The sequence below is a fragment of the Roseovarius sp. M141 genome (assembly GCF_024355225.1).
In the GTDB taxonomy this organism is placed as follows: Bacteria; Pseudomonadota; Alphaproteobacteria; order Rhodobacterales; family Rhodobacteraceae; genus Roseovarius.
Genome location: NZ_VCNH01000008.1, coordinates 1,386,414 through 1,408,045, shown reverse-complemented (window position 1 = coordinate 1,408,045; position 21,632 = coordinate 1,386,414). Strand labels below are relative to the sequence as shown.

Here is a 21,632-nt window from a genome sequence, read left to right as displayed (position 1 = left end):
GTTTCGCGTTTTGAGATGTTGGGTGTGTGCTGTTGATCGAGGTGATTTTGCCTCGATTGACAGAGGACATTCCGATCAACATTCAACAATCGACACCGATGCCCCCCCTTCGCGCTCGCATGATCGCGGACATGACAGCGCGCACGCTTGAGCGTCGTGCGGCTCAAGGTTGGTGATATCGACAGCGCTCAGGAGATCATCCGGATTGTCCAGGCGAAGGGGTGTAAGGATCGCACCGTGGTGTTGCCAGCTGAGATTTCAGACCTGCTGCGTGCGTGGTGGAAAGAGCGGCCCATCAGTCAGGACAAGGATGTCCCTGAACCCGAGCGGGTCCTTTTTCCCGGCTATCGTGGGAGGCACCTTTCGGCGCGACAGAGATCGCGACTGTTCAGACAGACAGCGCAGGAGGCCGGGATCACCAAGCCGGTCACGCTGCACAGGTTACGCCATTCCTTTGCTACCCACCTGCTGGAACGCGGCGTCGATATCCGGGTGATCCAAGCCCTGCTTGGGCATACTAAACTGACGACCACCGCACGCTATGCCAGCGTGGCAACTGGTATGATTGCAGCCGCGGACGGCCCGCTGGACGATCTGAACCAAACCAAGCGCAAGAAGGGCAAGGCCGGGCCGTCATAAGCCGCCATGCCAGTTCAATCTCTGGAGGTCGCGGATATTTTCCGCGCCCATGGTGCTGCATGGCGTAGGGCGAATGCAGGGCACTTTAGCCTGAACCAGTTCAAAGTCATGAGTGCCATTGAGCGCTGCCGCACGGCGGCGCCTGGCGGTCATGTGGTGCGCTGCGCTGACTGCGCGCATGAGCACATCGCCTGTAATTCCTGCCGCAATCGTCACTGTCCCAAATGCCAATCCACTGCCGCAAAAGCATGGCTGGCGGCGCGCGAGGCGGAACTGCTGCCCGTGCGGTACTTCCACTTGGTCTTCACCTTGCCCAAACAGATTGCCGACATTGCATCCCAAAACAAACGAGAGATCCATAATCTGCTAATGCGGGCAAGTGCGGACACGGTGATCAAGATTGCCGCCGACCCCAAGCACCTTGGTGCCCGGGCCGGCATCATTTCCGTCCTCCATACCTGGGGCTCGGCATACCTGGGGCTCGGCAATGACCCACCACCCCCACGTCCACATGATCGTCCCGGGCGGGGGCTTGTCTGCGGATGGCACAAAGTGGATCGCCTGCCGCAAGACCTTCTTCCAGTCCGTCCGCGTGCTGTCCCGTCTGTATCGCCGTCACATTCAGGAAGGGCTGGGCAAGCTGCATGATGCCGGGAAACTGCAGTTCTTCGGCGATCATGCGGGCCTCATTGACCACAATACCTTCAACAACCTCCTGCAACCACCGCGCAAACTCGACCGGGTCGTCTACGCAAAGGAACCCTTCGCCGAGCCCAAAGCAGTATTGGCATATCTGTCGCGATACCCCCATCGTGTCGCCATCTCAAACAGTCGCCTGATCCGCATCGACGACCACCGCGTCACCTTCCGCGTCAAAGATTACCGTCTCAAAGGCGCGGGCCGCCACACCACCATGACCTTGGCCACTGATCTTGCCCCCTTTTCACCGGACACTCAGGCGGTTGCGGTTTGGGCTGCGATGAACTCGCGTGGTGAGCGCATCTTCAGCCCCGAATGCGGGTGGTTCTCATTGTAGTCTTCGAACCATCCGGCAATCAATCCAAGGACGGTGACGGCGTCTGGCAGCGGAGTGACGTTCACGTAGTCCCGCTTGAGCGTGTTCACGAATGCCTCGGATATCCCATTGCTCTGCGGGCTCTTCACCGGCGTATAGCAGGGTTTCAGGCCGAGCTGGCGGGCGAAGATGCAGGTTTCCTTGGCGATGTAGGGCGAACCGTTGTCGCTGAGCATCTCGACCTGGTGCGGCGCGCGATGGCCGCCAAACCGCGCCTCCACCGCCGCCAGCATCATGTCGCGCACGTCCGATCCGCTGATGCCTGCGTTCACCACGGCGCACCAGGCGATGATTTCACGGTCGTGGGCGTCGATGATGAATGCGCCACGCACGATGTCACCATTCCAGCATGTGAACTCGAAGCCGTCTGAGCACCATCGCAGGTTCGATCGCATAGTCACGATCTTGCCGTTGTGCGCGCGATCGGACCGTTCGGTGTAGCGACGCGCCAGCAGCAGGTTCTGGGCCTGCATGATCCGGTAGACGCGTTTGTGATTAACAGGCGATGCGCCGGTGGCACGCAACTGCCGGTTCAGGATGGCCGTGATGCGACGATACCCGTAGGTCGGTCGCGCCGCCACCAGCGCGGTGATGAGCGGCACCACCGCCGCGTCTTGCGCTTTATGATAGCGCCGACGCGGCTTCGCGCTTCCCGTCACGCGGGCGTGCAGGTTCGATCTGGAGACGCCCAGAGTTTCGGCCACGATGCTCATCCACTGCCCGGCAGGGCATGCCTGCATGCCCGAGAGGGGGGAACCGTCCTTGGGCTGCGATTGCACTTGCCACGTCAGTTTTTTTGAGCGTGACTTGTCGAGCGCCTCCTTGAGGATTTCGACTTCGAGGGTCTTTCGCCCCAGTTGGCGCTCCAGCTCGCGAATGCGATCCTCCATCTGCCGGACCGCGCGATTGCTTGTGACGTCATCGTCTCCAGATACGGCCACGGCCCCTCCCTCCAGCATCAGACGCCGCCAACGATACAGCAGGTTCGGCGCGACACCATTGCGGCGTGCAACGACCGAGATGCTGGCGGTCTCGTCCAGCGTCTCCTCCACGATGCGCAGCTTCTCGGACGACGACCAGCGACGCCGACGGCCGCCATCGGTGATAATCTCATAGTCAGACATAAGCACGTGCTTAGGGCTCCCCTAAGCCTCCATGGTTATGCCCGAGTCTCCGGTCGAAAGGGGGGCCAGTTCAGCCACAAATGAGTTCATCCGCCGGTTCCTGATCCATGTCCTGCCAAAAGCCCAACACCGCATCCGTCACTACGGCTTTATGGCAATGGTAATCGTGCCGCCAATATCGCGCGGATCAGGCAACTGCCTGGGGCCAACCGATCAGACAAAGATCGCGCTGATGAGGGCCGTCCCAGCGATACCAATGAGCCGCCCCGTGTCCTGGCATTGCCTTGTCCATGTTGTGGCGGACAGTTGATCATCGTTGAGACAATCGCACCAGCACAGCACTCCAGAGCACCGCCAAAACCACAAAGGGCCGCAGCATGACCCGCGTGCCGTACAATACGAACGATATCCTCAGCCGCAGGCTATATCTCCTGCGAACCAATCGTCATGCACAGCTCAAGGTATCAACTCCGCGAAAGCGGATAATATCGACAAGAAACAGCACGAATAGGCCAGGTGTTGGCAAAACCGGCACCGTGCTTAGCCTAACAAACCACGGTCAACGGGTCTGTCAGATCGGATCCGAGACAAGCCCGCCGCCCAAATCCCCATGACAACAAACGACCCACCAAGCCCAACCCCGCGATTTCCCGCCTGAGCGCCTCTCCGACGACAGGCAACGTCCCGCGTCACACAAACGTCCCGCAGCGCGCCAGAAAAACCTACATCAAAGGAGCCATTGAGTGCTCCGATCGATATCTGTGAAAAACTTCGTCGCAACTTGCGCCGGGTCTCAAAATGCGAACAGCGTTCCAACCTGTTGGTCGTTTAACCCGGATGCGGGCCTATCGGGCGACTTGGAAGAACAGCATTTTCATAACGGCGCTTCAAAACCGCATGGGCGAGTTCTTCATCGATATCGAGCGTTTTCGGAACATGCCTGGTGGAGAATTGTAATTTGCCGAACCCAGCGCAACCTTTGGGCTGTTGCGACGAATCTAAAACCGGCCGATAAGGTTTTTTGTAAGGCTGATTTGATGTAGCCTTGCGCGACTCTGATTTTTCTCAACTTTGTTTCCGAAAGGCTCATCGAATGTGCTTCAAACTCGTAACTCTTGCCGCCGCTGTTCTGGCCCTCTCCGCTTGTGTCTCCCCAGAGAACTATGAAAGCACTCCTGTACAGGTCGCCACAGCTCAGGGTGCAGTGACCTGCCAACTCTATACGCAAAACAGGCTGGACTGGGATCGTTCTATAGACCGGCCCGCAAACATGAGCGTCGAGACCGCAGATACCATATGCCGCAACGAAGGCGCGCGCCGCCAATAAAGGTAGAGACAGCCAATATCCTCACGCAAGCAGTTACTGGGTGCGTGAGGATAGAGGGAATTTAAAAACTCTAAAAATAACCGTTTGTTGCACGGTTCCCCCCAAACCGGGCTTTGGCGCAGCCGCAGCGAACTGGCGCTTTGCCCCGCACAGCAGACATGAAGCGCTATATGACTGCCTGGATAACCTTCGTCGCCCGGCATTTTCCCACCGCTCCCCAAATCAGATGAAGATTTTCCCGCAACCTCATGCTATACCACCTCAAAATCAAAAAAAGCGAGCATGAGCATGAGCAGCAAACCCAAGATGGATGACCACCTGCGCGAGCGGATCATCAGTCAACCCGATGTTATCCTTGAAGATCAGGATGTTATGCACGCCCTCATCGCCGCAAATGAACGCGCGATGGGCAGCAATATCGTCGACCTGCGCGGTGTCGCGATGGACCGGCTGGAGGCGCGGCTTGATCAGTTGGAGGACACGCATCGTAGCGTGATTGCCGCTGCCTATGACAATCTGGCCGGCACAAATCAGGTGCATCGCGCCATTCTGCGGATGCTGGACCCGACGGAATTCGAGGCGTTCCTGCACAATCTGGGCGGCGAGGTGGCACAAATCCTGCGCGTCGCCTCGGTGCGCCTGATCCTCGAAACGGTGCAGGACGATGCTGATCCGGCCGTGCAACGGCTGGGCGATGTCCTGACGGTGGCCGAACCGGGATTCATCGCGCGCTACATCGAAAACGGGCGCGGCGGAGAACGTCAGGTGACGTTGCGCCAGTTGACCGGCAGGGAGTCCACGCTCCATGCAGGCGCGGCGGCACACATCCGCTCCGAGGCGTGTCTGCGGCTGGATTTTGGCGGCGGGCGCCTGCCCGGCATGCTGGTTCTGGGGGCCGAGGATCAGCATCAGTTTACCCCCCAGCAGGGCACCGATCTGCTGACCTTCTTTGCCGGCGTGTTTGAAAGGGCAATGCGCCGCTGGCTGTCATGATCTCGCCCGCAGCCAGCGGCGCGCTGGCGCACTGGCTGGACCAGCAGCGCGCGCTGCACGGCGCAGCGGAGAACACGATCACCGCCTATTGCGCCGATGTCACCGGATTTCTGGCCTTTATCACCCAGCACAAGGGCGGCCCGCAGGGCCTGGGCGCGCTGGCCGAGATAACCACCTCCGACATGCGCGCCTGGATGGCGCATACGCGCGGCGATGATGTCGGTCCCCGGTCGCTTGCGCGCAAGCTGTCGGCGGTGAAATCGTTCTACCGCTGGCTGGCCGAGCGCGAGGGGTTCGAGCCAACCGCCGTGCTGGCCACGCGCAGCCCGAAATTCCAGCGCAAACTGCCCCGCCCCCTCAGCGTCGAGGCCGCGCGCAATGTGATCGACACCGCCGAATTCCAGTCACTGACCCCGTGGATCGCCGCGCGCGATCAGGCCGTGATCACCGTGCTCTATGGCTGCGGGCTACGCATTTCCGAGGCCCTGTCGCTGACCGGCGCCGACGCGCCCCTCCCCCCCAGCTTGCGCATCATCGGCAAGGGCGGCAAGGAACGCATGGTGCCGGTCCTGCCCGCCGCGCAGCAGGCCGTGGCCGAATACACACGCGCCTGCCCGCATCCGTTTGAGGCAGATGGCCCGCTCTTCATGGGCGCGCGCGGCGGCAAACTGGCCCCCCGCACCGTGCAAAAGCTGATGGAGCAGGTGCGCGGCCAACTGGGCCTGCCCGCCACAGCGACGCCCCACGCGCTGCGCCACAGCTTTGCCACGCATCTGCTGAATGCGGGCGGCGATCTACGGGCGATACAGGAATTGTTGGGCCACGCGTCCTTGTCCACCACGCAGGCCTATACCGGCGTCGATACCGCCCGCCTGATGGAAGTCTACGCGCGCGCCCACCCCAAAGCCTGATTGCCCACCCCCGCCCAAGGGCCTATAGGGACGCCATGACACGCGAAATCAAAGCTCTCTCCGTCCATCTTTTCACCGCGACAGGCATCGTTTTTGCCATGCTGGCCATGCTGGCTGCCGCAGACGAAAAATGGGATCTCATGTTCATCTGGCTGGTCGTCGCCTTCGCTGTCGACGGGGCGGACGGCCCGCTGGCGCGCAAATACCACGTCGACAAATACGCACCGCGTTTCGATGGCGTGCTGCTGGACATGATCATCGATTTCATCACCTACGCGTTCATTCCGGCCTTTGCCCTGTTCAAATCGGGGCTGCTGCCGGGCTGGACGGGCTGGGCGGCGATCATCCTGATCACCTTTGCCAGCGCGATGTATTTCTGTGATCGCGGCATGAAAACCGCCGACAAATCCTTCTCCGGCTTTCCCGGCTGCTGGAACATGCTGGTGCTGGTGCTGTTCGCGACCGAGCCACCTTTCTGGTTCACGCTGGGTCTGGTGGCCGTGCTGGCGGTGGCCATGTTCCTGCCCCTGAAATTCATTCACCCCGTGCGCACCAAGCGCTGGCGCGCGATATCCCTGCCGATGATCTTTATCTGGACGTTCTTCGCCGGCTGGGCCGCATGGGTCGATTTCCACCCCGAAAGCTGGGCACATTGGGGGCTGGTGGTGACGTCGGTCTACCTGCTGGGCGCCGGGATCGTGCAGCAGATCGTGCCGGAGCGTGGCGCTAAGGGCTGAAACTGGGTCGGTTTGAGCGTGATCAATATCCGCTATGCGGATCTGCTTGTCGTCGCAAACACACTCAAGCTTACCGCTATTGAACACAAACCGTCGAGCTTTGGAAATAGTATGGACCTACGCAATTCCGGAGGTGCCAATGCGTGGAAGTTGTTTGTGTGGCCAAGTCAGATATCGAATTCAGGATGAACCCAGATCGGTGGTGGCGTGCCACTGCACGCAATGTCGAAAAGCCTCTGGCCACTATGTTGCGGCCACCCAAGCGCTCACTGAAAGTATTGAAATAGAAGGTATTTCAAACGTAACTTGGTATCACTCGTCAGATTCAGCCAAGCGAGGGTTTTGCAAAATATGCGGTAGCCAACTCTTTTGGACCGAGCTGTCCGGCGATTTCACATCGGTGATGGCCGGAACGATCGACGGCAACACCGGACTCAAAATGGATAGGCAGCTATACCCGGAGTCAAAGGGCGACTACTACGATCTTCCCGATGTGCAGCCAGTCGACCAATCAACGCTTTGAACGGGTTCGCTTTGAGTTCAACATCGCCGCGGGCCGCCATCTAAATCAGCAGCCCTCCGGCGCCCTCATGGCGCAGCAGCCAGACCTTGGTCTCGACCCCGCCCTTGCCCGAGAACCCGCCCAGACCATGTGTGCCTAGCACCCTGTGGCAGGGGATTATGATCGGAATCGGATTGCCGCCACATCCCGTTCCGACAGCCTGCGCGGGCACTTTCAGCGCCTTCGCCAGATCCCCGTAGCTGCGCGTTTCGCCAAGAGGGATGGTGGCAATGGCATCGCAGACGCTGCGCTGAAAATCGGTGCCGCGTATGCGGAGAGGCAGATCGAACTGCTGCAAATCACCCGCGAAATAGGCGCGAAGCTGCTCCAATGCGCGGCGCAGCAGGGGCGTGTCTTCGGGCAGGAACGCGTCGTGCCAGTCGAGCGCGGTAATCGCGCCATGCTCTTCGGTGACGCAGATCGGCCCCAGCGGCGTGGGCAGCGAGGCGCTGGCCATATCAGGCCGAATGCGCGCCGTCCGCCAGCCCCTTGACGAAACCCAGCACATCGGCCGGGCTGCCGCCATTCGCGATCTTGCCGACGATGGCCGAGCCGACGACGGCCCCGTCTGCCACGCCAGCTATTGCGCGCGACGTTTCCGGCGTGCGGATGCCAAAGCCGACGATGACGGGCAGATCGGTCTGCGCCTTGATCCGCGCGACCTCGGGGGCGACATCGCCCGCCTCGGCGGCGGCGGCGCCGGTTACGCCGGTGATCGACACGTAATAAACGAAGCCCGAGGTGTTCTGCATGACCTTCGGCAGACGCTTGTCATCTGTGGTCGGCGTCGCCAGCCGGATGAAATTCAGGCCCGCCGCCTGCGCCGGGATGCACAGTTCCTCGTCCTCTTCGGGGGGCAGATCGACGACGATCAGCCCGTCAATGCCGGCCTCCTTGGCGTCGATCAGGAACTGCGGAACACCGTGGTTATAAATCGGATTGTAATACCCCATCAGCACGATCGGCGTGGTGTCGTCGCCCTTGCGAAATTCGCGCGCCATCTGCAGCGTGCGCTTCAGCGTCATACCGCCCTTCAGCGCCCGCTGCCCCGCCAGCTGGATCGTCACGCCGTCGGCCATCGGATCGGTAAATGGCAGGCCCAGCTCGATGATGTCGACGCCCGCACCGGGCAGACCGCGCACGATTTCCAGCGATGTGTCGAAATCGGGGTCGCCTGCCATGACATAGGCCACGAACGCCTTTTTGCCGGCGGCTTTCAACTGGTCGAATTTGGCGTCGATACGGCTCATGGCGGTCCCCTGTTTGATCAAGGCGGGTTTGGCCCAATGGGGCGCGGAAATCAATGGTCTGCTTGACCTTGAGCGCCCCGGTGCCATAGATGCCGTGACTTTTCACCAAGGAGCGGCGTCATGGGGTTCAAAATGGGTATCGTTGGACTGCCCAACGTGGGCAAATCGACGCTCTTCAATGCGCTGACGCGCACGGCAGCGGCGCAGGCGGCCAATTTTCCGTTCTGCACGATCGAGCCGAACGTCGGCGACGTGGCCGTACCCGATGCGCGGCTGGACAAACTGGCGCAGATCGCCGGTAGCAAACAGACGATCCCGACGCGCATGACTTTTGTCGATATCGCCGGGCTGGTGAAGGGCGCCAGCAAGGGCGAGGGGCTGGGCAACCAGTTTCTGGCCAATATCCGCGAGGTCGACGCGATTGCGCATGTGGTGCGTTGCTTTGAGGATAGCGACGTCACCCATGTCGAGAACCGCATCGATCCCGTCGCAGACGCGGAAACCATCGAAACCGAACTCATGCTGGCCGATATCGAAAGCATCGAAAAACGCATGCAGAATATCACCCGCAAGGTACGCGGCGGCGACAAGGAGGCGGTGCAGCAGGAACGCCTGCTGAAGGCCGCGCTGGCCGCGCTGGAAGAGGGCAAACCCGCCCGGACGGTCGAGGTGGATGACGAGGATCGCCGCGCGTGGAAACTGCTGCAACTGCTGACGACCAAGCCGGTCCTGTATGTCTGCAACGTCGGCGAATCGGACGCGGCAGATGGCAATGCCCTGTCGGCCAGGGTTGGCGAAATGGCCGCCGCCGAGGGCAATTCGCACGTCATCATCAGCGCCCAGATCGAAGAGGAAATCAGCCAGCTGGACGCCGATGAGGCCGAGATGTTCCTGACCGAAATGGGTCTGGATGAGGCCGGTCTGAGCCGCCTGATCAAGGCCGGCTATGAGCTGCTGCACCTTGAGACATATTTCACCGTCGGCCCCAAGGAGGCGCGCGCCTGGACGATCCGCGCCGGCACGTCGGCGCCCAAAGCCGCCGGCGTGATTCACGGCGATTTCGAGCGCGGCTTCATCCGCGCCGAAACCATCGCCTATGACGATTTCACCGCTCTGGGCGGCGAACAGGCCGCGAAAGAAGCAGGCAAGATGCGCGCCGAGGGAAAAGCGTATATCGTCAAGGATGGCGACGTGCTGCACTTCCTGTTCAACACCTGAGGCACGCACCGCACCGGAGATCGCATGAGTCCCACCTTCCCCGAAGGCCTGCAAGAGTTCCTGCACCAGTTGGACCGCGACATCCACGCGATGGGCGACTGGGGCACGCCCGCCTCCTACATCCCGGAACTGGCGGCAGTGGACCCGGCGCAATTTGCCATTTCCGTCGCGATGGCCGACGGGCGCATCCTTTCGGCGGGCAATCATACAAAACGGTTCTCGATCCAGAGCGTGAGCAAGGTCTTCACCCTCGCCGCCGCCCTTGGCCGCATCGGTGATGCACTTTGGGCACGCGTGGGCCGTGAACCCTCGGGTACAGCCTTCAACTCCATCGCGCTGCTGGAGCAGGACAAGGGGCGCCCGCGCAATCCGTTCATCAACGCCGGTGCAATCGTGACCACCGATGCGCTGCTGGACGGGCGCCAGCCGCGCGAGGCGCTGGCCGAGCTGATCCAGTTCATCCGCGCCGCTGCCGAGGACGATGACATCCACATCGACAAGCACGTCGCCGCCTCGGAGGAGGCGACAGGCCATCGCAACGCGGCGCTGGCGCATTACCTTTATTCTTTCGACAACCTGGCGAACGAGCCTGATCTGACGCTGGGCACCTACATGCACCAATGCGCCATCGCCATGACCACCGATCAACTGGCGCAATCGGGCCGGATGCTGGCCGGGCTGGAAGGCGCGCCGCGCCTGATATCCGCGCGGCGGGCGCGGCGGATCAATGCGCTGATGATGACCTGCGGGCATTACGACGGCTCGGGTGATTTTGCGTATCGCGTCGGCCTGCCCGGTAAAAGCGGCGTGGGCGGCGGCATCCTGATGATCGCCCCCGGCAAGGCATCGATCGCAGTCTGGTCGCCCGGCCTGAACCACTACGGTAATTCGCTGGCCGGGACCGAGGCCGCGCACAGGCTGGCCAATTTCACCGGCTGGTCGGTCTTCGGCGGTTAGGCGACTTGCACTTGGGCCAAAGGCGCCTAATGTCGGCGTAACTTCCGAAAGGCCAGCCATGACCCAGTTTCGCAAATCCGCCGCCTTGTCGCGCATCCAGCCCGCCGCGACCATCGCCATCACGCAAAAGGCCCGCGATCTGCGCAGCCAGGGCCATGACATCATATCGCTGTCCATCGGCGAGCCGGATTTCGACACGCCCGATCACGTCAAGACCGCCGCCGCCGAGGCAGTGGCGCGCGGCGCCACCAAATACCCCCCCATTCCCGGCATCCCCGAATTGCGGCAGGCCATCGCAGACAAGTTCGCGCGCGAAAACGGGCTGGAATACGCGCCCTCGCAAACCATCGTCTGCACCGGCGGCAAGCAGGTCATCGCCAACGCCCTGTTGGCCACTCTGGACGAAGGTGACGAGGTGATCATCCCCGCGCCCTACTGGGTCAGCTATACCCAGATGGTCGCGATGACCGGCGCCGCGCCCGTCGTGGTGCAGACCACGCCCGAGGACGGCTTCCTGCTGACCCCGGCCGCGCTGGAGGCGGCAATCACGCCGAAAACCCGCTGGCTGATCCTGAATTCGCCCTCCAATCCAACAGGCGCCGTCTATTCCACCGACACCCTGCGCGCACTGGCCGATGTGCTGGAACGCCATCCCCACGTCTGGGTATTATCCGACGACATGTATGAACATCTGATTTACGGCGCCACGCCATTCGCCACCATGGCCGCCGCCGCGCCCAATCTGAAGGACCGCACGCTGACGATGAACGGCGTCTCCAAGGCCTACGCGATGACCGGCTGGCGCATCGGCTATGCCGCCGGGCCGCAGCCCCTGATTGACGCGATGGTGCTGGCGCAGGGGCAGCTGACCAGTGGCGCAGCCCAGCCCAGCCAATGGGCCGCCCTCGCCGCGCTGACCGGACCACAGGACGCGTTGGAGGTGCAGCGCAAGGCGTTCCAGCAGCGCCGCGATCTGGTAGTCGCGCGGCTGAACGCCATCCCTGGCATGGACTGCCCGACGCCGCCCGGTGCCTTCTATGTCTTCCCCTCCTGCGCCGCGTTTCTGGGGCGCCACACACCCGCAGGCAAGCGTATCGAGACGGACGAAGATTTCTGCATCGCCCTGATGGAAGAAGGCGGCGTCGCAACCGTCCACGGCGCGGCCTTCGGCCAAAGCCCGTTCTTCCGCCTCAGCTATGCCGCGTCCGAGGCCCAACTGACCGAGGCGATGAACCGCATCACCACATTCTGCGCCACCCTGGAATAGCGCCACCCGTCAGCATCACGCGGTTGCGCGTGACAAATTGCGCATGCACAGATTGTTTTTGCCGCATCGATTCCGTATCTACCATGTCGACATACAGGATATCCGATGACACAGAAATCACCTGCTCACACCCCCGAACGCAAGCGCGGCTCTGGTGTGCAATACGTCTACAAGGTGCTGCGCGACGAGATACTCGATCTTACGCTCGCCCCCGGCAGCCCCATCGACGAGATCATGCTGTCCGAGCGGCTGTCGATGTCGCGCACCCCCATCCGCGAAGCGCTGGTGCGGCTGGCCAGTGAAGGTCTGGTGACGGCATTGCCCAACCGCTCGACCGTTGTGTCCAGCATCGACTTTCTCAACCTGCACACATTCTTTGACGCGATGACGCTGATGTATCGCGTTACCACCCGGCTGGCGGCGGAAAACCACACGCCTGCCGATCTGGAGCTGATGTCCCACTGGCACCAGGAATATGCCAAGGCGGTCGCGGCCGAGGATGCGCTGGCGATGATCGCCACCAACCGCGAATTTCACGCCACTATCGCGACCGCAGGGCGCAACCCGTATTACGAGGGGCTGTGTCACCGCCTGCTGGACGAGGGGCGGCGCCTGCTACGCCTCTATTACTATTCGTTCGAGGACCGCGTGCCCTATCGCTATGTGCAGGAACATGCCGACATGATCGCCGCCATCGAGGCGCGCGATGTTGCCCGCTCCGACGCACTGGCCCAAGCCCATGCCGACCAGATTGTCGAGCAGATCCAGACCATGATCGCCCGCGACCGGCGCCAGCACGTCGCGCTCTGACAGGGGCCACCGGAAGCACTGCGTTCCTCGTTGTGCTGAAAATTCCTGTCGACAAGAAAAATACAAATGATATTGTCACTGTATCCCGGGTAGAATTCAGGCGCAGGCGCGCCGATCCACCGCGCGGAAGAGATTGGCTTTCAAAGGAGAACGACATGGAATCCAACATTTTCTCCGGGTGCATCCCGGCCCTGATGACCCCCTGCAACACGGACCGCAGCCCCGATTTCGATTCGCTCGTGAAAAAGGGCAAAGAGCTGATCGCCACGGGCATGCACGCCGTCGTCTATTGCGGCTCGATGGGGGACTGGCCGCTGCTGACCGATGCGCAGCGCATGGAGGGCGTGGAGCGTCTGGTGAAGGCGGGCGTGCCTGTCATCGTCGGCACCGGCGCCGTCAACACTGCCATGGCCGTCGCCCATGCCGCACATGCGCAGAAGGTCGGCGCGCATGGCCTGATGGTCATCCCGCGGGTTCTGTCGCGCGGCCTGTCGGCCACCGCCCAGCGCGCGCATTTCAAGGCGGTTCTGGCCGCAGCGCCCGATCTGCCCGCCGTGATCTACAACAGCCCCTATTACGGCTTTGCCACACGCGCGGACCTGTTTTTTGCACTGCGGGCCGAGCATGCGAACCTTGTCGGTTTCAAGGAATTCGGCGGCGCCGCCGATCTGACCTATGCGGCCGAGCATATCACCAGCGGCGATGACGATATCAAGCTGATGATCGGCGTCGACACCACCGTGGTGCATGGGTTCGTCAAATGCGGCGCCTATGGCGCAATCACCGGCATCGGCAACGTGCTGCCCCGCGAGGTTCTGCACCTTGTCGCGCTCAGTCAGGCCGCCGCCAAGGGCGACGCCGACGCATATTTGCGCGCGCAGGAACTGGACGAGGCGCTGGCCGTGCTGTCATCCTTTGATGAAGGCCCGGATCTGGTGCTGTATTACAAGCACATGATGGTGCTGAACGGCGACGCGGAATACACGCTCCACTTTAACGAAAGCGATAAACTGACCGACAGCCAGCGCGGCTATGCCGAGGCGCAGTTGAAGCTGTTCCAGAACTGGTATGCCGACTGGAGCAAGCTGCCCGGCGCGGTCAGTAAATACGCGGCGTGAGGTCTGCACCCAGATGTTGAGGAAGGAGGGCGGTCCGATTGGGCCGCCCTTTTGGGCTCGGTCAGACGCCCTGCCGTTCGGGACAAAGGCGAAGCCACGAAAGAGCGCCTGTCAGACCAGATCCACCGCCTCCAACCCCTGATCGCGCAGCTTCTCCATCAATGCCATCTCCGCCTCGGTCAGCGTGATCCCATTCCTCTCGGTCTCGGCCCGCGCGGCGAAACGGCGCTGTGACGGCAGGCGCGCGCCCTGCCCGGCAATCGCCTCGAACAGCGTTTCGGCGCGGGCCAGCGGGTCGCCCCGTCCGGCGGCGAAACGCGCGGGATCGAAGGCCAAGATTAATTCGCCGTGCTTGGGGGCCAGCGTGGTCGTGCCCAGAAGATCCAGCGCCTCGGGGCTGGTCAAATCACCGATCATCACGCCGGCCAGCAGCTCGATCATGGTCGAGATGGCCGACCCCTTATGCGCGCCAAAAGGCAGCATCGCGCCATTCAGCGCCGCCTCGGGGTCGGTCGTGGGCACGCCGTCCTTGTCCAGCGCCCAGCCTTCGGGCAGCGGTTTGCCGGCGCGGCGGTGCAGCTCGATCTCGCCGCGCGCGGCAACGCTGGTGGCAAAATCAAAGACGTAGGGCGCGCCGTCCGGGCGCGGCCAGCCGAATGCAAACGGGTTGGTCCCCATCAGCGGGGCGGTGCCGCCGGTGGGCGCGACGCTGGCATAGCTGGGGCACATGGCCATCGCGGCCAGCCCCATGTCCGTCAGCATCTCGATCTCGGGCCAGAGGGCGGCGAAGTGAACGCAGTCGTTGATCACCAGCGCTGCCATGCCCAACTCGCGCGCGCGCGCAGCCAGCGCAGGCGCGCCCAGCTCGAACGCGGCGTTGGAAAAGCCGCCTTTGGCATCCACACGCAGGATTGCGCCCGCCGTGTCGTCCAGCGCGGGCACGGCATCCGGCGCGACCTTGCCTGCCTTGACGGTGCGCAGGCAGCCCTCGATCCGGTAGACGCCGTGCGATTTGCAATTGTCCCGTTCGCCCGCGACAATCGCGCGGCCCAACGCCTCGGCATGCTGCTGCGACAGCCCTCCGCGCTGGAATATCTCGGTCACAAGGGCCATCAGGGCACGGGCTGTCACTGTCGTCTGCGGCATCGGGCTGTCCTTTCTTGGAGTGGATCGGGTTGAAATCTTGCATACTTGATGTATGCATACCTTCATCTAGGAAACATTCAAGGCGCCGGTGCACTATCGCGCGGGCGCAAGGAAAGGACCACACCCATGACTTTCAATCCCCATGGCAACCACCTGATCGCGGGCGAATGGATCGCCGGCGATGATACATTCGACTCCAGCCCGGCGCACGGCCCGACGCACGCGTTTTCCGTCGGCACCGTTGATCTGGTGGATCGCGCTTGCAAGGCCGCCGAAGACACATTCGACGCCTACGCAACAACGTCGCGCGCAGATCGCGCCGCGTTCCTGAACGCCATCGCTGATGAAATCGACGCACGTGGCGACGCGATCACCCAGATCGGCACGCAGGAAACCGGCCTGCCCGAAGGCCGCCTTCAGGGCGAGCGTGGCCGCACCGTGGGCCAGCTGCGCCTGTTCGCGGATCACATCGTCAAGGGCGACTATCTGGACCACCGGTTCGACGCCGCGATGCCGGATCGCGCCCCGGCGCCGCGCCCCGAAATCGTCATGGTGCAGCGCCCCATCGGTCCGGTCGCCGTCTTTGGTGCGTCCAACTTCCCGCTCGCCTTCTCCACTGCCGGGGGCGATACCGCTGCGGCACTGGCCGCCGGTTGCCCGGTTGTGGTCAAGGGGCACTCGGCCCATCCCGGCACCGGCGAGATCGTCGCCGAGGCGATCCATGCCGCAATCGAGAAATGCGCCATGCCCAAGGGCATCTTTTCGCTGATCCAGGGGGGCGACCGCGCCGTGGGTCAGGCGCTGGTGCAACATCCGTTGATCAAGGCGGTCGGCTTTACCGGATCGCTGGCCGGGGGCCGGGCGCTGTTCGATCTGTGCGCCCAGCGCCCCGAGCCGATCCCGTTCTTTGGCGAACTCGGCTCGGTCAATCCGATGTTCCTGATGCCCGAGGCGACCAAGGCGCGCGGCGCCGATCTGGGCCGCGCCTGGGCCGGATCGCTGACCATGGGCGCCGGTCAGTTCTGCACCAACCCCGGCATCGCCGTGGTGCTGGACGGCGCCGACGCGGACGCCTTCGTGTCGGCAGCGGCGGGCGCGCTGCAAGAGGTCGCCCCCCAGACCATGCTGACCGACGGCATCGCCAAGGCCTATTGCGACGGCGCTGACCGCATCAAAGCGCTGAATGGCGTGCGCCCCGTGGTGTCCGCGCCGTCCGAAGGACGCACTGCCGCGCCTGCCCTGTTCGAAACGACAGCAGCCGAATTCAAAGCCGACCCGGCGCTGCACGAGGAGGTCTTTGGCCCTCTGGGGCTGGTCGTGCGGGCCGCGTCACTGGACGAGATGCGCGATCTGGCCAGTGGCTTTCAGGGTCAGCTGACGGCCACGCTGCACATGGACGATGGCGATATGGACGCCGCGCGCAGCCTGCGCCCGGTGCTGGAGCGCAAGGCCGGCCGGGTGCTGGTCAACGGCTTCCCCACCGGGGTCGAGGTGGTCGATTCGATGGTCCATGGCGGACCGTATCCGGCCAGCACCAACTTTGGCGCAACCAGCGTCGGGACATTGTCGATCCGCCGCTTTCTGCGCCCGGTCAGCTATCAAAACATGCCCGAGGCGCTGCTGCCCGAAGACGCGGTGAAGCAGAACTGAAGCGGATCAGCAAGGGGCGGTCAATGGATCGCCCCTTTTGCCTCGCGGGCGAAAACGCCCGGATCGCGTGGGCCTGAGTATCTGTCACGAATTTTCCAGTCCTCTTTGTATTTTTTATGTCGACACGAATAACTCTAATTGTATACCCTAGGAGTCGCCAACCACGCCTCAGCGTGGACCGCGACGCCCAACAGAACAAACCGGAGGTGTTACACATGAATTCCCCAATCAAATCCCTGGCCCTCGCCAGCGCGCTGTCACTGGTCGCGCTCAGCGCAGCCGCGCAGGACGTCACTTGGCGCGTGCCGACATCCGTCCCCGAAGGGTCACCGTTTTACGTCAATTTCCTTGGGCGTTTCGCCGACAATACCGAGCTGCTGACCGATGGCGCAGTCGAAATCCAGCCCTTCGGTGCGGGCATCCTCGTTCCGGCGCTGCAAGTCTATGACGGCGTGCGTGATGGCATCACCGAGGCGGGCCACTCGACCCCCAGCTATCTGGTCAACCAGAACCCGATCAACGCCATCTTCTCGGGCTTTCCCGGCGGCATGGGCCCCGAGGCCTATGCAACCTGGATCTATGAGGGCGGCGGGCGCGAACTGCTTCAGGAGATCCGCGCCGAGGAGGGCTTCAAGACGCTCATCGTCGGCATCGGCTCGTCCGAGATCATGGCGCACGCCAACAAGCCGATCAAAACCGCCGAAGACCTCAAGGGCCTGAAATACCGCACGTCCGGCCCCTGGGCCGAAGTGATGCGCGACTATTTCGGCGCCGTCCCCACCGTGGTTCCGCCGGGCGAGATCTATACCCTGCTGGAGCGCAAGGGCGTCGACGCCATCGAATGGGCGCCCCCCTCGGCCAACCTTCCCGAAGGCTTTCACGAGGCCGCGCCCTATATCATCACCCCCGGCGTGCATCAGCCCACTTTCCTGTGGGAAGTCGTGGTCAAGCAAGAGACGTGGGATGCGCTGGACGACGCGCTCAAGCCCAAGCTGGAGGCGGCAGCCGAGCTGACAACGCTGCAATCGCTGATGAACTTCTACGACAACGACATGAAGGCGATGGAGACGTTCCGTGCCTCCAAGGCCGAAGTGATCGAGCTGGACCCTGCCTTTCAGGACGAGCTTGAGGCCGCTGGCGTCGACTGGATCAAGAAGCAGGCCGAGGCCGAAAAAGAGGCCGGGCGCGGGCGCATGGCGGACATCCTCGAAGGCTATCTGGCCTACGAGGATCGCTGGACCCAGCAGAGCGGGTATCTGATCCGCAACGGCAAGTAAGCCACCGGAGGCGATGATGAAACGGATCTTTCTTGGCCTCGCGGACGGCATATCAGCCGGTCTTGGATATTTGGCACAGGCCATGGTCCTGATCCTCATCGCCTCCATGCTTTACGAGGTGGTGGCGCGCTACGGATTTGGCGCGCCGACGATTTGGGCGTTCGACATCGCCTACATGAGCACGGGCGTGCTGTTCGTCCTCGGCGCCGCGCAGGCGCTGCGCGAGGATGCGCATGTGCGTATCGATTTCCTGTCGTCGCGCATGCCGCGCCGTATGCGCGGCGCGATCGACGGTATCGCGTTTCTCTTCATCCTCTGCCCCATCTTCGCCAAGCTGGCATGGATCGGCGGCGAACGGGCGCTGCGCGCGTTCCACTCGGGCGAGGTCGAGCATGTCAGCCCGTGGGCGCCGCTGATGTGGCCCTTTTACACCGCGCTGACCATCGGACTGGCCGCCCTTTCGCTACAACTGGCCGCCGAGGGCATACGCGCGCTGCTGAATCCGCGCGCCGACGACACATTCAAGATCGAGACCTGATATGCTGACCGCCGGACTGATGTTTCCCGCGCTATTCGCGCTGATCCTCCTGGGCTTGCCCGTTGCCTTTTCGCTGGTGATCGTATCGGTCGGGGCGGGGCTGGTCGCCTTTGGGCCGGTCGGGTTCAACCAGCTATACGGCTCGTTCTATTCGGCCTCGACCAACTTCATCCTGTCGGCGATCCCGATGTTCATCCTGATGGGCGCATTGCTGGAACGCTCGGGCATCGCCGAGCGGCTGTTTCGCGTGATGAACATGTGGCTGGGGCGTCTGCCCGGCGGGCTTGCGCTGGCCACCATCGCGATGGGCGCCGTTTTCGCGGCCGCTGCCGGCGTCGTCGGCGCGGTCGAGGTGATGATCGGCATGATGGCGATTCCGGCCATGCAAAAGGCACGCTATGACAATTCGCTGATCGCCGGGACGATCTGCGCCGGCGGATCGCTGGGCACGATGATCCCGCCGTCGGTCATTGCGGTGATGTATGCCTCCCTCGCGCAGATGTCCGTGGGCAAGCTGCTGGCCGGGATGATGATCCCCGGCCTGCTGATGGTGGTGCTGTTTCTGGGCTATATCGCCGTGCAGGGCATCCGCAATCCGGCCATCCCCCTGCCCGGCGATGCGCCGGAAGAGGAATTCACCTTGGGCGAGAAACTGCGCGCGACCGTGCTGACGCTGGTCCCTGTGTTCCTACTGATCTTTGCGGTCCTCGGCTCGATCCTGGGCGGCGTCGCCTCCCCTACCGAGGCGGCGGCTGTGGGTGCGGCAGGTGCGCTGGTCCTGTGTATCGCCAACCGCCGGTTCAACTGGATCGTTCTGCGCGAATCGCTGGCGATAACGGTGCGCATCTCGGCGATGATCCTGCTGATCGTGGCCGCGGGCACGATGTTCATGGGGGTCTTTGCGGCCAACGGCGGCGCCAGCCTGATCCGCGGCTTCATCGAAGGCGCGGGTCTGGGCACCACGGGCATGATCGTGTTCTTCCTGCTGGTCGTCTTCGTGCTGGGATTCGTGCTGGACTGGACGGCCAACGTACTGATCTGCGTGCCGCTGTTCACGCCCTTCATCCGCTCGTCCGGGATTGATCCGATCTGGTTCGCGACGATGGTGCTGATCGTGATTCAGACCGGGTATCTAACGCCGCCCATGGCCTCGTCCATATTCTACCTGAAATCCATCGCGCCACCCGATATGACCTATGGGCAGATGTGCCGTGGCGTCGTGCCGTTCATCGTGCTTCAAGTGTTGACGCTGGCGCTGATCGCGACCTTTCCGGCACTGGTGACTTGGCTGCCCGACCGCATCGTGGGCTTTTGATCCGATGGTTGGACGGAGGACAGGAATATATAACCCAACCGCCGCACCTGACCCAAAATACTTCTTGTATTTTCGCAGGATTCATTGTTGCCTGACCCTACCGACTCGTCCCCACTGAGCGGACGAGCGACGGGTCTGACCCAAAAACATGACAGGGAGTCATACATGAAATTCGGATATATCGCCGGTACCGCACTGGCCGCCGCCATCGCCGCGCCCGCCGCGCAGGCTGACAAACTGGACGACATCGTCGCTTCGGGCACGCTGCGCTGCGCCGTGGTTCTGGACTTCCCGCCGATGGGATCGCGGGATGCGGACAACAACCCGATCGGCTTTGACGTCGATTACTGCAACGATCTGGCCGCCGCACTGGGCGTTGAGGCCGAGATTGTCGAAACCCCGTTCCCCGACCGTATTCCGGCGCTGGTGTCGGGGCGCGTCGACGTGGGCGTGGCGTCCACATCGGACACGCTGGAGCGGGCCAAGACGGCGGGGTTCACGGTGCCTTACTTTGCCTTCACCAACGTCGTGCTGACGCGCGAAGACACCGGAATCGACGGGTATGACTCGCTGGCCACCCACACTGTCGGGTCGGTCGCGGGCACCTACGAGGGCATCGCGCTGGACGACGACATCACCAAATGGGACCAGGGCGGCAGCTTCCGCCCCTATCAGAGCCAGGCAGACGTGTTTCTGGCATTGTCGCAGGGTCAGATCGACGCGACTGTCGTCACATCGACCGTGGCATCGTCCATCGTTGCCGGCGGTAAATACGAGGGCCTGACCATTGCGGGCGACGCACCTTACCTGCCCGACTATGTCGGCCTGATCGCGCTGCGTCAGGAATACGGCCTGCTGAACTACCTTGACCTTTTCATCAATCAGCAGGTCCGCACCGGCCGCTACCAGGAACTTTATGAAGAGTGGGTCGGCGGCGACGCACCGGATCTGACCGTCGATAAAGTCTATCGTTGATCGTCACCATCTGGTGACATGGGCGGGGGCCAATCGGCCCCCGCCCTTTCCGTAAAGCGGCAGGAGCCAAGCCGAATGGGCAACTACACCTTCCAATGGCGACAGGCACTGCGCGCGCTGCCGGATATGCTGGACGGCGCGCTGGTCACGATGCAGATCGCGATCCTGTCGATGCTGATCGGCATCACCATCGCCGTGTTTCTGGCCGTCGCGCGCAATTCGAAATCGCGCTGGCTGCGGGCGCCTGCGACCGCATGGGTCGAATTGGCACGCAACACGCCCGCCCTGTTCCAGATTTACATGGCACATTTCGGCCTTGGCTCCTTTGGCATCTACCTCAGCCCCTACGTGGCGCTGCTGGCCGGGATCGCATTCAACAACGCCGGCTACCTGTGCGAGACGTTCCGCGGCTCGCTGCGCGCCATTCCCGACACGCAGATTCGCGCGGGCCGGTCGCTGGGCATGAGCGCGCCCAAGGCGTTCCGCCTGATCGTCATGCCGCAGATGTTCCGCATCGCGTTCCTGCCGACGATGAACCAGATGGTCTGGGCCATCCTGATGACGTCGCTGGGCGTCACCGTGGGCATGTCGACCGACCTGACCGGGGTCACGCAGGATCTGAACGCGCGCAGCTTCCGCACGTTCGAGTTCTTCGCGCTGGCGGCGGTCATCTACTACCTCATCACCAAGGCCGTGATGCTGGCGGCGCGCCTGCTGGCGTGGCGCCTGTTCCGGTATTGAAG

The 21,632-nt window shown here is 62.7% G+C and carries 20 protein-coding genes and 2 pseudogenes; 18 read left to right on the top strand and 4 right to left on the bottom strand.

Annotation, left to right across the window (positions count from 1 at the left end; genetic code table 11):
* Positions 1-156: 156 nt before the first annotated feature.
* Both FGD77_RS10905 and FGD77_RS10900 read left to right on the top strand, forming a co-directional pair.
* On the top strand, positions 157-639 hold the full coding sequence (locus tag FGD77_RS10905; RefSeq protein ID WP_369682762.1) for a tyrosine-type recombinase/integrase: 483 nt from the start codon (positions 157-159) through the stop codon (positions 637-639).
* Between the two features lie 6 nt (positions 640-645).
* Positions 646-1,570, top strand: a pseudogene (locus FGD77_RS10900) (transposase); the annotation flags it as partial.
* A 23-nt stretch (positions 1,571-1,593) separates the two neighbouring features.
* Here the strand turns inward: FGD77_RS10900 and FGD77_RS10895 are convergent.
* Positions 1,594-2,838 (bottom strand): IS3 family transposase, encoded by a 1,245-nt coding sequence (locus FGD77_RS10895; RefSeq protein WP_255008566.1) that lies wholly within the window; start codon positions 2,836-2,838, stop codon positions 1,594-1,596.
* 52 nt (positions 2,839-2,890) lie between these two features.
* On the opposite strand from FGD77_RS10895, the pseudogene FGD77_RS10890 reads away from it, so the two are divergent.
* The 5 genes and pseudogenes from FGD77_RS10890 to FGD77_RS10870 form a co-directional block, all read left to right on the top strand.
* Positions 2,891-3,219: pseudogene (locus FGD77_RS10890) on the top strand (transposase); the annotation flags it as partial.
* A gap of 1,234 nt (positions 3,220-4,453) precedes the next feature.
* Positions 4,454-5,158, top strand: coding sequence for a DUF484 family protein (locus tag FGD77_RS10885; RefSeq protein WP_255009479.1), 705 nt, complete (start codon positions 4,454-4,456; stop codon positions 5,156-5,158).
* Complete coding sequence (locus FGD77_RS10880) at positions 5,155-6,069, top strand: tyrosine recombinase XerC (protein WP_255009477.1); 915 nt, start codon at positions 5,155-5,157, stop codon at positions 6,067-6,069. The genes FGD77_RS10885 and FGD77_RS10880 overlap by 4 nt, the downstream gene beginning before the upstream one ends.
* A 35-nt stretch (positions 6,070-6,104) precedes the next feature.
* Positions 6,105-6,806 carry a phosphatidylcholine/phosphatidylserine synthase gene (locus FGD77_RS10875; protein WP_255009475.1) on the top strand — a complete coding sequence of 234 codons (702 nt, stop codon included), beginning with the start codon at positions 6,105-6,107 and terminating at the stop codon, positions 6,804-6,806.
* A gap of 34 nt (positions 6,807-6,840) precedes the next feature.
* Entirely contained in the window at positions 6,841-7,329 is a 489-nt protein-coding gene (locus tag FGD77_RS10870) for a GFA family protein (protein WP_369682718.1), read from the top strand.
* A 40-nt stretch (positions 7,330-7,369) separates the two neighbouring features.
* Here the strand turns inward: FGD77_RS10870 and FGD77_RS10865 are convergent, their stop codons facing one another.
* Both FGD77_RS10865 and trpA read right to left on the bottom strand, forming a co-directional pair.
* A complete protein-coding gene (locus FGD77_RS10865) occupies positions 7,370-7,825 on the bottom strand; it encodes a methylated-DNA--[protein]-cysteine S-methyltransferase (protein WP_255009470.1) in 456 nt (151 codons plus the stop codon).
* Position 7,826: 1 nt separating this feature from the next.
* A complete protein-coding gene (gene trpA / locus FGD77_RS10860) occupies positions 7,827-8,618 on the bottom strand; it encodes a tryptophan synthase subunit alpha (RefSeq protein ID WP_255009467.1) in 792 nt (263 codons plus the stop codon).
* 120 nt (positions 8,619-8,738) lie between these two features.
* On the opposite strand from trpA, the gene ychF reads away from it, so the two are divergent.
* The 5 genes from ychF (at position 8,739) to FGD77_RS10835 (ending at position 13,988) form a co-directional block, all read left to right on the top strand.
* Entirely contained in the window at positions 8,739-9,836 is a 1,098-nt protein-coding gene (ychF, locus tag FGD77_RS10855; protein ID WP_255009463.1) for a redox-regulated ATPase YchF, read from the top strand.
* Positions 9,837-9,860: 24 nt separating this feature from the next.
* Positions 9,861-10,793: a glutaminase gene (locus tag FGD77_RS10850; RefSeq protein ID WP_255009461.1), complete on the top strand. Its 933-nt coding sequence runs from the start codon at positions 9,861-9,863 to the stop codon at positions 10,791-10,793.
* A 58-nt stretch (positions 10,794-10,851) separates the two neighbouring features.
* The gene (locus FGD77_RS10845; RefSeq protein ID WP_255009457.1) at positions 10,852-12,060 is read left to right on the top strand and encodes a pyridoxal phosphate-dependent aminotransferase; all 1,209 of its coding nucleotides are present in this window, start codon (positions 10,852-10,854) and stop codon (positions 12,058-12,060) included.
* Positions 12,061-12,165: 105 nt separating this feature from the next.
* Positions 12,166-12,870, top strand: a complete 705-nt coding sequence (locus FGD77_RS10840; protein WP_255009455.1) for a GntR family transcriptional regulator — start codon at positions 12,166-12,168, stop codon at positions 12,868-12,870.
* A gap of 155 nt (positions 12,871-13,025) precedes the next feature.
* Complete coding sequence (locus tag FGD77_RS10835; protein ID WP_255009453.1) at positions 13,026-13,988, top strand: dihydrodipicolinate synthase family protein; 963 nt, start codon at positions 13,026-13,028, stop codon at positions 13,986-13,988.
* Positions 13,989-14,099: 111 nt separating this feature from the next.
* Here the strand turns inward: FGD77_RS10835 and FGD77_RS10830 are convergent, their stop codons facing one another.
* Entirely contained in the window at positions 14,100-15,134 is a 1,035-nt protein-coding gene (locus FGD77_RS10830; RefSeq protein WP_255009451.1) for an Ldh family oxidoreductase, read from the bottom strand.
* 126 nt (positions 15,135-15,260) lie between these two features.
* Here FGD77_RS10830 and FGD77_RS10825 point away from each other — a divergent pair, with 126 nt between their 5' ends.
* From FGD77_RS10825 to FGD77_RS10800, 6 genes are all read left to right on the top strand, one after another.
* Positions 15,261-16,784 carry an aldehyde dehydrogenase (NADP(+)) gene (locus tag FGD77_RS10825; protein WP_255009449.1) on the top strand — a complete coding sequence of 508 codons (1,524 nt, stop codon included), beginning with the start codon at positions 15,261-15,263 and terminating at the stop codon, positions 16,782-16,784.
* Positions 16,785-16,999: 215 nt separating this feature from the next.
* Positions 17,000-18,061 (top strand): TRAP transporter substrate-binding protein DctP, encoded by a 1,062-nt coding sequence (dctP, locus tag FGD77_RS10820; protein ID WP_255009446.1) that lies wholly within the window; start codon positions 17,000-17,002, stop codon positions 18,059-18,061.
* A 16-nt stretch (positions 18,062-18,077) separates the two neighbouring features.
* Complete coding sequence (locus FGD77_RS10815) at positions 18,078-18,599, top strand: TRAP transporter small permease subunit (RefSeq protein ID WP_255009444.1); 522 nt, start codon at positions 18,078-18,080, stop codon at positions 18,597-18,599.
* A 1-nt stretch (position 18,600) separates the two neighbouring features.
* Positions 18,601-19,914 (top strand): TRAP transporter large permease subunit, encoded by a 1,314-nt coding sequence (locus FGD77_RS10810; protein WP_255009441.1) that lies wholly within the window; start codon positions 18,601-18,603, stop codon positions 19,912-19,914.
* Between the two features lie 165 nt (positions 19,915-20,079).
* Positions 20,080-20,889, top strand: a complete 810-nt coding sequence (locus FGD77_RS10805) for a transporter substrate-binding domain-containing protein (protein WP_255009439.1) — start codon at positions 20,080-20,082, stop codon at positions 20,887-20,889.
* Between the two features lie 75 nt (positions 20,890-20,964).
* Positions 20,965-21,630, top strand: a complete 666-nt coding sequence (locus tag FGD77_RS10800; RefSeq protein WP_255009437.1) for an amino acid ABC transporter permease — start codon at positions 20,965-20,967, stop codon at positions 21,628-21,630.
* Positions 21,631-21,632: the final 2 nt, after the last annotated feature.

Coding starts and splice junctions, on each gene's coding strand:
- FGD77_RS10895 (WP_255008566.1), bottom strand. CDS start 2,838: ATGTCTGACTATGAGATTATCACCGATGGCGGCCGTCGGCGTCGCTGG.
- FGD77_RS10885 (WP_255009479.1), top strand. CDS start 4,454: ATGAGCAGCAAACCCAAGATGGATGACCACCTGCGCGAGCGGATCATC.
- FGD77_RS10880 (WP_255009477.1), top strand. CDS start 5,155: ATGATCTCGCCCGCAGCCAGCGGCGCGCTGGCGCACTGGCTGGACCAG.
- FGD77_RS10875 (WP_255009475.1), top strand. CDS start 6,105: ATGACACGCGAAATCAAAGCTCTCTCCGTCCATCTTTTCACCGCGACA.
- FGD77_RS10870 (WP_369682718.1), top strand. CDS start 6,841: ATGCGGATCTGCTTGTCGTCGCAAACACACTCAAGCTTACCGCTATTG.
- FGD77_RS10865 (WP_255009470.1), bottom strand. CDS start 7,825: ATGGCCAGCGCCTCGCTGCCCACGCCGCTGGGGCCGATCTGCGTCACC.
- trpA (WP_255009467.1), bottom strand. CDS start 8,618: ATGAGCCGTATCGACGCCAAATTCGACCAGTTGAAAGCCGCCGGCAAA.
- ychF (WP_255009463.1), top strand. CDS start 8,739: ATGGGGTTCAAAATGGGTATCGTTGGACTGCCCAACGTGGGCAAATCG.
- FGD77_RS10850 (WP_255009461.1), top strand. CDS start 9,861: ATGAGTCCCACCTTCCCCGAAGGCCTGCAAGAGTTCCTGCACCAGTTG.
- FGD77_RS10845 (WP_255009457.1), top strand. CDS start 10,852: ATGACCCAGTTTCGCAAATCCGCCGCCTTGTCGCGCATCCAGCCCGCC.
- FGD77_RS10840 (WP_255009455.1), top strand. CDS start 12,166: ATGACACAGAAATCACCTGCTCACACCCCCGAACGCAAGCGCGGCTCT.
- FGD77_RS10835 (WP_255009453.1), top strand. CDS start 13,026: ATGGAATCCAACATTTTCTCCGGGTGCATCCCGGCCCTGATGACCCCC.
- FGD77_RS10830 (WP_255009451.1), bottom strand. CDS start 15,134: ATGCCGCAGACGACAGTGACAGCCCGTGCCCTGATGGCCCTTGTGACC.
- FGD77_RS10825 (WP_255009449.1), top strand. CDS start 15,261: ATGACTTTCAATCCCCATGGCAACCACCTGATCGCGGGCGAATGGATC.
- dctP (WP_255009446.1), top strand. CDS start 17,000: ATGAATTCCCCAATCAAATCCCTGGCCCTCGCCAGCGCGCTGTCACTG.
- FGD77_RS10815 (WP_255009444.1), top strand. CDS start 18,078: ATGAAACGGATCTTTCTTGGCCTCGCGGACGGCATATCAGCCGGTCTT.
- FGD77_RS10810 (WP_255009441.1), top strand. CDS start 18,601: ATGCTGACCGCCGGACTGATGTTTCCCGCGCTATTCGCGCTGATCCTC.
- FGD77_RS10805 (WP_255009439.1), top strand. CDS start 20,080: ATGAAATTCGGATATATCGCCGGTACCGCACTGGCCGCCGCCATCGCC.
- FGD77_RS10800 (WP_255009437.1), top strand. CDS start 20,965: ATGGGCAACTACACCTTCCAATGGCGACAGGCACTGCGCGCGCTGCCG.